We start from the raw sequence: 13,242 nt of genomic DNA, 5'->3' as shown, positions 1-13,242 counted from the left end.
CGCCGCCGGCCGGGGCGGCGGCGGGCGACCTCCCGACACCTCAGGCGTGCACGACCGCGTAGACGTCGCGGCGGCGCAGGCCGTACCCGGTGGCGACCTCGGTGATCGCGTCCCGCCGGGACAGGCCGGCGGCCTCTCGTTCGGCCACGGCGGCACGCAGCGTCGCGTCGTCCGGTCGCTCGGCGGCGGCTGGCGCGGCGCCGGCCACCACCAGGGTGATCTCGCCGCGCGGCCCGCTGTCGGCGGCCCAGGTGGCCAACTCTCCGAGCGGCCGGCGGACCACCTCCTCGTACGTCTTGGTCAGCTCGCGGCAGAGCGCCGCCGGCCGGTCGGCGCCGAACTCGGCGGCCAGGTCGGCGAGCGCACCGGTGATCCGGTGCGGGGCCTCGAAGAGCACCAGGGTCCGTTCCTCGCCGGCCAGGGCGCGCAGCCGGGAACGCCGAGCGCCGGGGGTGCGGGGCAGGAAGCCCTCGAAGCAGAACCGGTCGCTGGGCAGCCCGGACAGGGCCAGCGCGGTGGTGACGGCGCTCGGGCCGGGGGCGGCGGTCACCGGCACACCGGCGTCGAGCGCGCCCCGGACCAGCCGGTACCCGGGGTCGGAGACGCTGGGCATTCCGCCGTCGGTGACCAGGGCCACGACGTATCCCTCGCGGAGCACCTCGACCAGCTCGGGGGTGCGGCGCTCCTCGTTGCCCTCGAAGTAGGAGACGATCCGGCCCGACACGGTGATGTCGAGGTCCCGGGCCAGCCGGGTGAGCCGCCGGGTGTCCTCGGCGGCGACCACGTCGGCGGCGGCGAGCACCTCACGGAACCGGGCGGACGCGTCGGCCGGGTTGCCGAGCGGCGCGCCGAGGAGGACCAGGCGGCCAACTTCGGACATTTCACCCACGAGACGCACTCCTTCATCGACAGTTGTTCCGGTATTGGAGACGACGGGCGCCACCGGGCACCTCCGCAGCCTACGATCGCTTCGTGACGAGTGCGTCGACAGCGCAGAGCGCGAGCGCGGGCCAGGCGAAATCGGAGCACGCCGCAGCCGGCGCCGCGACCGAGGAGTCCGCGCCTCCCCCCATCAGCGGCAGTGGGGGCGTCCCCGCCATCGTGCGGCGGCGGCTGGCGACCGTCGATGCCCGGCTGGACGTCAACTCGTGGCTGGCCACCGCCGTCGTGGTGGCGATCGCGGCGATCCTGCGCCTGGTCGGCCTCAGCAGCCCGAAGGGCAAGATCTTCGACGAGATCTACTACGCCCGCGACGGCTGGGGGCTGGTCGACAAGGGCATCGAGTGGAACTACAAGGACAACGGCCCGTCGTACGTGGTGCACCCGCCGCTGGGCAAGTGGCTGATCGGGCTCGGCGAGTGGGCCTTCGGCTACTCCGACGCCGAGCACAACATCTCCGTGCCGGGGCACCTGACGACCACCGCCCCGGAGTTCGGCTGGCGCATCGGCGCCGCGATCGCCGGCATCGTGTCGGTGCTGCTGCTGGTCCGCATCGGCCGCCGGCTGTTCCGCTCCACCGCGCTCGGCTGCGCCGCCGGCCTGCTGCTCGCCCTGGACGGCTTCCACCTGGTGCTCTCCCGCACCGCCCTGCTCGACATCTTCCTGCTGCTGTTCGTGCTGGCCGCGTTCGGCGCCCTGGTCCTCGACCGGGACGCCCGCCGGCGACGGTGGAGCCGGGCACTGGAGGCCGGGCTGGACCCCACCGCCGCGGGGCGGGCGGGCCGGCCGGCCAGCGGCTGGCGGAACTGGCCCTGGTGGCGGCTGGCGGCCGGGGTGCTGCTCGGCTGCGCCTGCGCGGTGAAGTGGAGCGCGGTGTACTTCCTGCCGGCCTTCGCGCTGCTCGCCCTGTTCTGGGAGGTCGGCGTACGCCGGTCCGCCGGGGTGCGCCGGCCCTGGCGCGACGCCCTGCTCGACGAGGTGCCCTGGCTTGCCCTGGCCGGGGTGCTGATGGTCGTCACCTACGTGGCCACCTGGTCGGGCTGGCTGCTGACCGACGACGGCTACTACCGGCTCGCCGCCCGGTACCCGAACGTGCCCGGGCTCAGCGACACCCCGTACCTCGGGGCGCTGAACAACCTGTGGGAGTACCACAAGGCCGCGTACGGCTTCCACACAACTTTGGCCAAGTCACACCCGTATCAGTCCTGGCCGTGGCAGTGGCTGCTGCTCGGCCGGCCGGTGGCGTTCCACTGGTCCGGTGACGGTGCCTGCGGAGCGCCGACCTGTGCCAGCGAGGTCCTGCTGCTCGGCACGCCGTTGCTGTGGTGGTCGTTCCTGCCCGCCCTGTTCGGGGCGGCCTGGATCGGCGTCGCCCGGCGGGACTGGCGGGCCGGGGCGATCCTGCTCTGCGCGGCGGCCGGCCTGCTGCCCTGGTTCTGGTTCGCCCTGGACGGGCGGACGATGTTCTCCTTCTACGCCGCGCCGGCCCTGCCGTTCCTGGTGCTGGCGGTGGTCTACGTGCTGGGCGCCATCGTCTCTCCGGCCCCCGCCGGTGCCCGGGCGCCGGCCGGGGCCCCACCCCCCGGGCCGGACGACGTGGCCGACCGCCGGCTGGTCGGCGGGATCGTGGTCGGCGCGTATGTGCTGCTGGTCGCGCTCTGCTTCGCGTACTTCTATCCGATCTTCGTGGGAAGGCTGCTGCCGTACGCGGAGTGGTCGGCCCGGATTTGGCTGGACGGCCGCTGGACCTGACGACGGCCCAGCGGCGGCGCCCCCGCGACCGGTGGTCGACCGCCGACGTGGGGGCGTTCCGACTGTCGCGGACGGTGATGATGGGGCGAGTCCGGTAGCCGGTAAGCGGAAACCGGAGGCGGCGTCGGATATCGGATAGCCAGCGGCTCCGGCGCGAGGACATCAAGGGCCCGGGCACGAAGAAATGGCCCCGACACGAAGACGCGCGCCCCGATCGCCTGCCACGGGGGAAGCGGGCGATTGGGGCGCGCACGTGAAGCTTAGCCACCGGGAACCACCGGCACAACGGGTGGACTCGGGTCAGATTTCTGACGAGACTCACCCCAGCCTGGTGGTTTACACCCGGCAGTTAACCGTCAGTTATCCGGGGAAGGCCAGGCAAGACCTCCACGGCCGGCCCCGCCGGAGTGCTGGTCATGCGGGCCATTCTGGGCCGTCTGCCGGGTGCGGGGCAGCCGCCGGGGGGCGACCGACCGTCCGGAGTGGATCTCACTACACTCGCCCCGGTGATCAACAGAAGACGATCGACATCCGTCCTCGGTGGACTGCTGGCGGCGACCGTCCTGATCGGTCCCGGGATCGTGCTGAGCGGGCCCGCGCCCGCGTGGGCCGACGAGGAGACCCCCACCGAGCCGCCCCGGGTCGAGCTGGTGCTCGACGTCAGCGGCTCGATGCGGGCCCGGGACATCGACGGGCGGAGCCGGATCTCCGTGGCGCAGCAGGCGTTCAACGAGGTCGTGGACGCGCTGCCGGAGGAGACCCAGCTCGGCATCCGGGTCCTCGGCGCCACCTACAAGGGCAAGGACAAGAAGGTCGGCTGCCAGGACACCCAGCAGATCGTGCCGGTCGGCCAGGTGGACCGGACCCAGGCCAAGGCGGCGGTGGCGACCCTCCGGCCCACCGGCTTCACCCCGGTCGGGCTGGCGCTCCGCTCGGCCGCCCAGGACCTGGGCACCGGCGCCACCGCCCGCCGGATCGTGCTGATCACCGACGGCGAGGACACCTGCGCCCCGCCGGACCCGTGCGAGGTGGCCCGGGACCTGGCCGCGCAGGGCACCAAGCTGGTGGTGGACACCCTCGGCCTGGCCCCCGACGAGAAGGTGCGCCGGCAACTGCTCTGCATCGCCAACGCGACCGGTGGAACGTACACGGCCGCGCAGAGCGCGGACGAGCTGACCGGACGGATCAAGCAGTTGGTCGACCGGGCCCGCGACACGTACACCGTGGCCCCGGCCGTGGTGGGCGGCTCCGCCCGTTGCCCGGACGCGCCGCTGCTCGCCCCCGGCGTCTACACCGACCGGGAGCAGTTCTCCGAGCACCGCTGGTACCGGGTCCCGGTGCGCCCCGGGCAGGAGCTGCGTGCCTCGGTGAGCATCGCGCTGGACCGCCCGGTCAACCCGGACTACGGGGTGCTGCTGCGGGCCACCGCGCCGGACGGCCGCGAGCTGGTCCGCGGCGTGGACGCCGGCAGCGGCCGTACCGACGTGGTCTCCGCAGGCCTGCGCTGGTCGGCCGCCGCCGATTCGGACGACGCCGACGAGGGGGAGACGCCGACCCCGGCGCCGGGCGAGGCCGACGCCGCCCCGACCACCGTCTGCCTGGTGGTCAGCAACGCCTTCGCGCCCCGTCCCGGCACCCGGGCCACCCCTGGCATGCCGATCGAGCTGACCGTGGACGTGGTCGCCTCGTCGCCCGCCCCGGGCGGGCCGGACCTGGGTCGGGGCTGGGTGCTGCTGATGCTGCTGACCCTGGCCGGCCTGCTCACCGGCCTCGTCGCCGGCCTGCTCACCCGCTGGTGGGTCGCGACCTGGAGGGAGAACTGACGATGCGTACCCCGCTGATCCGGTCCGGGGCGGCGCTGGCCGCCGCCGCCGTCCTGACGCTGCCGACCGCCGCCACGCTGGCCCTGCCGACCGCGCCCGCGCTGGCCGGGCCGCCGCCCCCCGCGATCCGGAACGAGCTCGCCGCGCCCACCCCCTCCCCCGGGGCCACCACGGTCACCAAGGCCGGCACCTCGTTCCTGACCGCCACCGGCATCACCGCCGGGCAGCCGGTCCGGGTCGGTGCGTCGACCGGCGACCACCTCTACTGGTCCTTCCCGGCCCGCGCCGGGCAGATCCACGAGATCACCGCGACGGCCGGCTTCCCCAAGGGCCGCACCGGCGCGTCCACCTGGACCGTCGAGGTCTTCGACGGCCTGCGCCGTCGGCAGGCGTGCACGGCGGGGGCGCAGACCCCGACCGCCGCGGCGTCGGTCACCAGCGTCGCGCTCGGCTGCACGCTGCGTCAGGTCCGGCCCTCGGCGGAGCCGTGGTCAGCCGACCCGCTGCCCGGCACGTACTACGTACGGCTCTCGGTGGTGGACCTGCCGGAGCCGGACCTCGGGCTGCCGATCGACGTGGACCTGCTGGTCTCGGACGTGGGCGACGGCGACGCCCCGGCCGACGACGGGGAGCTGAAGGCACCGCTGGTGCCGAACACGAAGGCCGGCACGGTGCTGACCGGTGAGCCGGCGGCGGCACCGGCCGAGGAGGAGGACGACGAGTCCCTCCTCACCGGCTGGCTGCCCGAGGGGTCCTCGCGCTGGATCTGGACCACGGTCGGCGGCGTGCTGGCCGCCGTGGCCGGCGTGGTCGGCTTCGCCCTGACCCGCCGCCCGCGCCGCCCCTGACCGACGCCCCTCCCGGCCCACCGCCCTCGACCGACGCCCCTCCCGGCCGTGCCGCGCGCCGACGTGCCGGTGGCCGCTCCCTCCCGCGGGGGGGGCGGCGGCCACCGGCGGGGGTCGGTCGGGCCACGTCCGGGGCCCTCCGGCGCCGCCCCCTTGCGGTACGTTCGGCACCGATGAGCATCCGGGAGTTGACCACCGAGCAGGTGCTGGCCTGGCGGGCCGAGGCGGCCGGGGCCGGACGTGCGTGACCTGCTGCCGCCCGAGGTGGCGGTGGCCGTCGCCGGGTCCGACGACTGGACCGGGGAGTTGCTGCCCGCCGAGCGGGCCTGCCTCGGCGAGCGGGCGGTGGAGAGTCGGCAGCGGGACTTCACCGCCGGGCGGGTCTGCGCCAGGCGGGCGCTCACCCGGCTCGGGGTGCCGGCGGTCGCCCTGCCGTCGGCACCGGACCGGTCCCCGGTCTGGCCGGCCGGGGTGGTCGGCACCATCACCCACACCCACGGCTACTGCGCCGCGGCGGCGGCCCGCGTTGACCAGGTCCGCTCCGTCGGCATGGACGCCGAGCAGCACAAGGAGCTCAACGCCGGGGTACGCCGGCTGATCGGCCTGCCCGAGGAGTGGGACGGGTGCGCTCGGCTGCCGGCCGGCATCTCCTGGCCGGCGGTGCTGTTCAGCGCCAAGGAGACCGTCTACAAGGTCTGGCATCCGATCGTCGGCACCTGGCTCGACTTCCACGACGCCCTGGTCGAGCTGGACCCGGACTCCGGCCTGTTCACGGCCCGGATCGCCGCCGCCCGGCTGGATGCCGCCCCGGTGCCCGACCCACCCGCGACGATCACCGGACGGTTCACCGTCGACGCCGGCCTGGTCCGCACCGCCGCTATCCTGTTACCCCGCTGAGACGGTACGTGCACCCGGAGCCTTGCCGGGGGCGATACCGTCAGGTCGTCGCGATCGTGATCAGGTGCCGAGGAGTACGGTGAGCCACCCCCAGCCCCCTTACGGGCCGCAGGATCCATACCAGCCGAACCAGGAACCGCCGACGGCGCCCGTGCCGCAGTGGCCGGCCGATCCGACCGCACCGCTGCCCCCGCCGCCCGTGTCCGGTGCGCCGTACACGCCGCCGCCGGTCTCCGGCGCCCCGTACCAGCCGGCCTCCGGGTCCCCGTACCAGCCGCCGCAGGGCGGGTTCACGCCCGCCGATCCGGCGTACCAGCCGGGTGGATACCCGCCGCCGGCCAACCCGGATCCGGCGTACCAGCCGGGTGGGTACCCGCCGCCGCCCGCCCCGGACGCGGCGTATCCGCCGGTGTCCGGCACGCCGTACCCGCCCACCTCGGGATCGCCGTACCAGCCGTACCAGCCGGGTGCCGCGCCGGGCGGCCCGGGCTACCCGCTCGGCCCGGTCCAGCCGAAGAAGAGCAGCAAGAAGCCGATCATCATCATCGCGGTCGTCGCGGCGGTGCTCGCCCTGCTCTGCTGCATCGGTGGCGTGGTGGCGCTCGTGAAGGGCGTCGACGAGGCGGCGAAGGAGGCGGAGCGGCAGCTTCCCGGGCCGGTGAAGACCGCCGATCCGAGCGGCCTGCCGACCGACCGCCCGTCCTCGTCCTCGTCCCCGGCGGACGGTGAGACGTTCAACCTGAAGGCCGGCCAGAGCCTGGTCATCACCGACGACGAGGGCACCCTGGAGATCACGGTGCTGCGGTTCCGCACCTCGACCAAGGGCTGCAAGGCGTACTCGTCCGCGCCCGACAAGGGGCTCTACCTGATCGCGGACGTCACCGCGACGGTGAAGAAGGGCAAGATGTCGATCAACCCGTTCTACTTCCAGTGGGTCGCCGACGACGGCACCACGGAGAACGGGATCGCAGGCGCGTTCGCCGGCTGCGGCGACCTGCTCGACTCCGGCGTCAACCTGCGGGAGGGCAGCAAGCGCACCGGCAGCGTCACCTTCGACGTGGCCAACCAGAACGGCGCGATGGAGTACCGGCACAAGTTTGAGGCCGCCGGCTCCTGGAAGCCGTAGGTCCGATCCGCGTACCCGGATGACCGGGTGCGTCGACCGGCCACCCAGCGACGCGGTTGGAGGCCGCTCCCCTGCCGGGGGGCGGCCTCCAACCGCGACATGACCCGATCGCTGAAGGGCTGAGGGCACCCCCTACGTCACGGGTGCCGCTCGGCAGGCGCCACGTGGCCGGGGGTGGTCTGGCCGACCACGAGTGGGGCGGGCCGGTACGACGGTGGTCGGGGCGGCCCGGCGGTGGCGGCCAGCTTGGCCCGGGGCCGGTCGGCGTCGGGGTGGCGCAGCTCGTCGAAGATGGCCGACGCCGCCCGCCAGGCCCGCCGGGCGGCGGCGAGGTCGCCGGCCGCGCGCTCGGCGTCGCCGAGGTTGTCCAGCACCTCCGCCTCGTCGTACCGGTCGCCCAGCTCGCGGTGCAGCGCGAGCGCCCGCCGGTAGCAGTCCGCGGCCTGCCCGTGGTCACCGCGCCCGTGGTGGACGTAGCCGAGGCTGTCCCAGGTCAGGGCGGCGCCGTGCCGGTCGCCGTTCTCCTCGTGCAGCCGCAGGGCCGCTTGGCAACAGCGCAGCGCCGGCCCGGGTTCGCCGAGGCGGGCGTGCAGCCAGCCCAGGTTGTTGAGCGCCTTGGCCTGCCCGACCCGGTAGCCGGCGGCCCGGTAGAGGTCGAGCGCCCGCTGCGTCTCGTCGAGCGCCGCCCGGTGCCGGCCCTGCCGGGCCAGCACCCAGCTCACCCCGAGGTGCGTGTGCGCCCGACCGGTGTCGTCGCCCAGCTCCCGGTAGAGCTCCAGGTCACGGCCGTAGTGCAGGTGTGCGCCCCGGTGGTCGCCCAGCCAGGTGCAGGCGATGGCCAGGCCCCGGTGCGCCAGGGCCTGCCCGGCCAGGTCGCCCCGGCGCCGGGCCGCCGCGAGGGCGGTGCGGTGCGCGGCGGCCAGTTCGGGCCAGTGCCCGCGCCGGTCGAGGTACGTGGTGAGGGCGGCGGCCAGCATCCACGCGTGCCGGTCCAGGCCGGTGCCCGCCGCCTGTTCCACGGCGGCCAGCAGGACGTGGTGTTCGGCGGTGAACCAGCCGGTCGCCCAGGCGTGGTCCGGCCGGTCGCCCACCGTCACTCCCGGCTCCGGTGCCGGCAGCGTCGCCGGCCGGGCCAGCCGGTACGGGTCGAGCAGGTGGTCCGCCGCGTGCGTGGCGTGCAGGTAGTGGTCGAGAAGGCGGCTCCGGGCGGCTGTCCGCTCGGGCTCCGGGTCGGCCTCGTGGCACAGCTCTGAGGCGTAGGCGCGGAGCAGGTCGTGCATGGCGTACCGGCCGGGGACGCGCTCGGTGAGCAGGTTCGCCCGGGCCAGCCCGACCAGCAACGGGCCGACCCGGGACGGGGGCAGGCCGGCCAGGCTGGCCACCGCCGGCCGCGCGACGTCGGGGCCGGGGTGCAGACCGAGCAACCGGAACAGCCGGGCGGACGCGGCGTCCAGCGCCCGGTACGACCAGGAGAAGACCGCCCGGGCGTCGGTCGCGGGGTCACCGGTCTCCAGCGCGGCGAGCCGGTCCGCGTTGGTCCTGCGCAGTTCCGCGGCGAGGGCGGCCAGCGGCACGTCAGGCTGTCCGACAGCCCGGGCTGCCACGATGGCCAGCGCCAGCGGCAGGCCGGCGCAGCGCCGCACGATTTCGTTGAGCGCCATCGGCTCGGTGCCGGCGCGACCTCGGCCGAGCCTGCGGCCCAACAGTTCCCGCGACTCCGCGGGCGCGAGCAGGTCCAGGGTCACCGGACGGGCCCCGTCGCTGACGACCAGCCCGGTGAGCCGGTTGCGGCTGGTCACCACGACCAGGCTGTCCGGTGAGCCCGGAAGGAGGGGCCGCACCTGCTCGTCGTCGCGGGCGTTGTCGAGCAGCACCAGCACCCGCCGGCCGGCGAGCAGGCTCCGGAACAGCGCGGACTGCCCGGGCAGGTCGGTGGGCACCCGCTGGGGCGGCACGTGCAGCGCCGCCAGGAAGCCGCGCAGCGCCTCGGCCGGCGGGACGGCCCGGCCGTCGAGGTCGAACCCGCGCAGGTTGACGTAGAGCTGGCCGTCCGGATAGCGATGCGCGATCCGGTGCGCCCAGTGCACCGCGAGGGTGGTCTTGCCCACCCCGGCGGTGCCGGCGATCGCGGAGATCACGACCGCCCGGCCGGCACCGTCCCCGCCGGCGTCGCCGGTGCGCATGGTGCCGTCCTCGCCGGCGGGATCGCCGGGCAGCAGGTCGTTCAGCTCGCGCAGCGCCGCCGTCCGCCCGGTGAACCAGGCTGGCTCGCCGGGGAGCTGCGTCGGGGGCGGCCCGGCGGGCGGGGACGCGACTGCCCCGGCGGGGACGGGCGGGGCGGGCCCGGTGGCGGTTGGCACCTGGCCCCGCAGCACCCGCAGGTGAGCCTCGGCCAGTTCGGCACCCGGCTCCACACCCAGTTCGTCGACGAGTTGGTGCCGGGTCTCGGCGTACAACCGCAGCGCGGCGGCCTGCTGGCCGCAGCCGGCCAGGGCGAGCAGGTACCGGGCCACCAGGGGCTCGCGCAGCGGGTGGGCGGTGACGAGGGGGCGCAGGGCGTGCGCGACCCCGGCGCACCGGCCGAGGCCGAGTTCCACGGCGGCGAGCCGCTCGTGGGCGGCCAGCCGCTGCTCGTTCAGGCCGGCGGCTGCGGTGGCGACGAAGGCACCCGCCGCGCCGGCCAGCGCCGGCCCGCGCCACAGCGCCAGGCCGGCGCGCAGCAGCCGCGCCGCCTCCGCAGGCCGGCCGGCCGCCTCCTCGACGCGGGCCTGCTCGACCGCCGCGGTGAACTCGGCCAGGTCCAGCTCCGTCCCGCGTACGGTGAGCCGGTAGCCGCCGCCCTGGGTGACCAGCAGGTGGGCCACGCCCTCGGCGCGCAGGGCCGCCCGGATCCGGGAGACGCAGACCTGCACCTGGGTCCGGGCGGTGGCCGGTGGGTCGTCCGCCCAGAGCGCCGCCACGAGTTGCCCGGCGGGGACCAGCCGGTCGGCGTCGAGCAGCAACAGCGCGAGCACCGCGCGTTGCTGGGGACGGTCGATGGCGAGGACCCGGTCCCCGGCGGTCACCTGGACAGGACCGAGGACGGACCACCGCATGACGTTCCCCACCAGTCGTGATCGGACGAGCCAAGTCTATGGACGGGATGCGCGGGGGTGGCCGGCGGCAAGCCGTCGGATAGTGGACGCCAAGCGTGGCCGCCCAGGCTATCCCCAGCTGCCGGCGACGGACCGGCGGCGACGGGCCGGTGTTAACGCGCCGGCCGTCCGGGGTGGACAGGGAGATCGACAATGCGAGCAATCAGGGGACGTAGCGTGCTGACGGCGGTCGTCGGGGCGGCGGCGGTGCTGGGGGCGATCGGCGGGGCGGTGCCGGCCTCGGCGGACCCCGCCGGGCTGGAGACGGTCACCCAGTTGGCGGCCGAGAGCAGCCTGGACAAGTCGGCGCTCGCGTCGTGCCCGGCCGGCAAGGTGGTCACCGGGGGCGGCGGCTTCCTCACGGCCGGGTCGACGGCCGACGGCCGGGTCGGGCTGGACCGGCTGGAGCCGCTGGCGAACGGCACCGGCTTCTTCGTGACGATGCGGGAGGTCGGCCCGACGAACTTCACCGGCGACTGGGGGCTCCAGGCCCTCGCCCAGTGCGCCACCACACCGGCCGGCTACCAGGTCGTGGCGACCACCGGGGCGGTCGGGACGGAGTTCGTCACGGCCAGCTGCGGGACGAAGAAGGTCATCGGGATGGGCGGGCGGATCAACAGCGGCCTGGGTGACGTCGTGCTCGATCAGGTGGTCCCGTCGTCCGACCTGACGTCGGTGACCGTCCGGGCGGTCGCGGTGCAGGGCACCTCGCCGACCGGCTGGAGCGCCACGTCGTTCGCGGTCTGCGCCACCGCGCCCGCCGGGCTGGAGCGGATCGTGGTGACGGGGACGAGTTCGAGCGACCCCCAGCACACCCACTTCAGGACCTGCCCGGCCGGCAAGGCGCTCTACAGCGCGGGGGCGGACATCAACGCCGGCAACGGGCAGGTGCTGCTCAACGCCATCAACATCACCTCGGGCACCACCGTGCGGGTGCGGGCGACCGAGGACGCCGACGGCTTCGCCGGCAACTGGAGCCTCAACGGGTACGGCATCTGCGGTAGCTGACCCGTGGGTCCGGGTGCCGCCGGCGGTGGCGGAACCCGGACCGGCCCGGGTGGCGACCGGGATCGGCCACGTCGACCGGCGCCGTCGGGGACACGGGCCGACAAGGAGAGGCCTGAACGGGGCCGCCTGCCTGGCGATCCGATCCCGTATCCAGCGGGATCCCGGGTCTGGTCGCCAGGCAGGCGTAGTCGGACCGTGCGGTCCGGGCGTGCCGGAATGGCTGTCAGACGGTGTAGAGGATCTTCACACCGCTGTTGCTCGTCGCCGAGACGGCCGTGCCACGGACACCGGAGCTGAGGTTCCGCCAACCACTGTTGCTGGCCGCCTCGTGCACCACACCCCCGGCCACGGTGTAGACGATCTTCACACCGTTGAGGTTGATCGCCGCCAGGGCGTCGGCGCTGACCCCGGAGATACCGGAGTTGAGGTTCCGCCAACCGTTGGCGCTGGACGCCTCGTGCACCATCCCCCCGGCCACGGTGTAGACGTACTTCACGCCGTCAACGCTGATCACGGCCAGGGCGTTGGCGCTGACCCCGGAGATGCCCGTGTTCAGGTTCCGCCAACCGCTGTTGCTGGCCGCCTCGTGCACCGAGCCCCCGGCCACGGTGTAGACGATCTTCACACCGTTGAGGTTGATCGCGGCCAAGGCGTTGGCGCTGACCCCGGAGATGCCCGTGTTCAGGTTCCGCCAACCGTTGGCGCTGGACGCCTCGTGCACCATCCCCCCGGCCACGGTGTAGACGTACTTCACGCCGTCGACGCTGATCACGGCCAGGGCGTTGTTGCTGACGCCGGAGATGCCGGTCCACAGGTTGCGCCACCCGGTGTCGCTGGACGCCTCGTACACCCGGCCGTCGTTGACGGTGTAGAGCAGCTTGTTCGTGCCCATGACCATCGACGCGGTGGCCGAGCCGGTGATGCCGTTGACCGGCAGCATCTGCCAGCCGCTGTGGCTGCCGGACTCGTACACCTGGCGGTTGGTGTTGACCTGCCCACAGTTCTGGCTGGTCATGTTCCGGGCCGCCGAGGTGGGGCCGGAGATGTACAGCGGACCGGTGTTCGGGCTGCCGTCGGAGGTGATGCCGGAGGCCACCCCGTTGAAGTACGACTCGGTCTTGACGCCGTCGCGCACCTGCTCGTAGTGCAGGTGCGGGCCGGTGGAGTTGCCGGTGCTACCGACCCGGCCGATCTGCTGGCCGGTCGACACCCCCTGCCCGGCGCGGACCATCGGCGACTCGATCATGTGCAGGTACAGCGTCCGCCAACCGCCGCCGTGATCGATGATCACGTACCAGCCGCCGCTGTTCCCCCAGCCGGCGAACGTGACGGTGCCGCTGTACGAGGCGAGGATCGGCCGGCCGTTGCTGGCCCCGCCGGTGAAGGTCAGGTCGATGTCGTAGTCGTCGTGGCCGTAGTAGGTGGCCATCCTCCATGTCTCGCCGCAGGGAACCGGCATCTGGAAGTTGGGCCGGGGGCCGGCGGCATGGGCCGGCGTGGCCATGACAGCGGTGGTGCCCGCGACCGCGAGCACCGAGGCGCCGGCGGTCGCGAGCGCCAGACAGGCCGACGTGAGGACGCGGGTGAATAGACCCGTCATTGAGGAGTCCCCTCCGAATAAGACGACTAGGTAGAAGGATGTCGATCCTACTGCCCCCCGTCGGAGCCTCCCGTCGGACGCCCCACCCAGGCGATGCGGTGAGCATTCCTGACCG

The 13,242-nt window shown here is 74.3% G+C and carries 9 protein-coding genes; 6 read left to right on the top strand and 3 right to left on the bottom strand.

The annotated features are described in order from the left end of the window. Positions 1 to 40: 40 nt before the first annotated feature. Positions 41 to 880: a 16S rRNA (cytidine(1402)-2'-O)-methyltransferase gene (gene rsmI, locus ACH4T9_RS01545; RefSeq protein ID WP_396669263.1), complete on the bottom strand. Its 840-nt coding sequence runs from the start codon at positions 878 to 880 to the stop codon at positions 41 to 43. A 92-nt stretch (positions 881 to 972) separates the two neighbouring features. Here rsmI and ACH4T9_RS01540 point away from each other — a divergent pair, with 92 nt between their 5' ends. The 5 genes from ACH4T9_RS01540 (at position 973) to ACH4T9_RS01520 (ending at position 7,385) form a co-directional block, all read left to right on the top strand. Beyond that, complete coding sequence (locus ACH4T9_RS01540; protein WP_396669262.1) at positions 973 to 2,691, top strand: dolichyl-phosphate-mannose--protein mannosyltransferase; 1,719 nt, start codon at positions 973 to 975, stop codon at positions 2,689 to 2,691. Between the two features lie 506 nt (positions 2,692 to 3,197). Continuing rightward, positions 3,198 to 4,514, top strand: a complete 1,317-nt coding sequence (locus ACH4T9_RS01535) for a VWA domain-containing protein (protein WP_396669261.1) — start codon at positions 3,198 to 3,200, stop codon at positions 4,512 to 4,514. A 2-nt stretch (positions 4,515 to 4,516) separates the two neighbouring features. Further along, positions 4,517 to 5,362: a peptidase gene (locus tag ACH4T9_RS01530; protein WP_396669260.1), complete on the top strand. Its 846-nt coding sequence runs from the start codon at positions 4,517 to 4,519 to the stop codon at positions 5,360 to 5,362. 240 nt (positions 5,363 to 5,602) lie between these two features. Next, on the top strand, positions 5,603 to 6,259 hold the full coding sequence (locus tag ACH4T9_RS01525; RefSeq protein ID WP_396669259.1) for a 4'-phosphopantetheinyl transferase: 657 nt from the start codon (positions 5,603 to 5,605) through the stop codon (positions 6,257 to 6,259). A gap of 79 nt (positions 6,260 to 6,338) precedes the next feature. Continuing rightward, positions 6,339 to 7,385, top strand: coding sequence for a hypothetical protein (locus ACH4T9_RS01520; RefSeq protein WP_396669258.1), 1,047 nt, complete (start codon positions 6,339 to 6,341; stop codon positions 7,383 to 7,385). 137 nt (positions 7,386 to 7,522) lie between these two features. On the opposite strand, the gene ACH4T9_RS01515 is transcribed toward ACH4T9_RS01520, so the two are convergent. Continuing rightward, positions 7,523 to 10,480 (bottom strand): BTAD domain-containing putative transcriptional regulator, encoded by a 2,958-nt coding sequence (locus tag ACH4T9_RS01515; protein ID WP_396669257.1) that lies wholly within the window; start codon positions 10,478 to 10,480, stop codon positions 7,523 to 7,525. Positions 10,481 to 10,672: 192 nt separating this feature from the next. Between ACH4T9_RS01515 and ACH4T9_RS01510 the strand changes: the two genes are divergently transcribed. Then, positions 10,673 to 11,527, top strand: a complete 855-nt coding sequence (locus tag ACH4T9_RS01510; RefSeq protein WP_396669256.1) for a hypothetical protein — start codon at positions 10,673 to 10,675, stop codon at positions 11,525 to 11,527. A gap of 223 nt (positions 11,528 to 11,750) precedes the next feature. On the opposite strand, the gene ACH4T9_RS01505 is transcribed toward ACH4T9_RS01510, so the two are convergent. Further along, complete coding sequence (locus ACH4T9_RS01505; RefSeq protein ID WP_396669255.1) at positions 11,751 to 13,127, bottom strand: M23 family metallopeptidase; 1,377 nt, start codon at positions 13,125 to 13,127, stop codon at positions 11,751 to 11,753. Positions 13,128 to 13,242: the final 115 nt, after the last annotated feature.

Source organism: Micromonospora sp. NPDC020750 (assembly GCF_044334565.1).
Classification (GTDB): Bacteria; Actinomycetota; Actinomycetes; order Mycobacteriales; family Micromonosporaceae; genus Micromonospora.
Note: the sequence above shows the minus strand (reverse complement) of the source record. Positions and strands in the feature narration are given on the sequence as shown.

Excerpts from the sequence above, each read along its gene's own strand:
- ACH4T9_RS01515 (WP_396669257.1), bottom strand. The coding sequence starts at position 10,480 with ATGCGGTGGTCCGTCCTCGGTCCTGTCCAGGTGACCGCCGGGGACCGG.
- rsmI (WP_396669263.1), bottom strand. The coding sequence starts at position 880 with ATGTCCGAAGTTGGCCGCCTGGTCCTCCTCGGCGCGCCGCTCGGCAAC.
- ACH4T9_RS01530 (WP_396669260.1), top strand. The coding sequence starts at position 4,517 with ATGCGTACCCCGCTGATCCGGTCCGGGGCGGCGCTGGCCGCCGCCGCC.
- ACH4T9_RS01505 (WP_396669255.1), bottom strand. The coding sequence starts at position 13,127 with ATGACGGGTCTATTCACCCGCGTCCTCACGTCGGCCTGTCTGGCGCTC.
- ACH4T9_RS01510 (WP_396669256.1), top strand. The coding sequence starts at position 10,673 with ATGCGAGCAATCAGGGGACGTAGCGTGCTGACGGCGGTCGTCGGGGCG.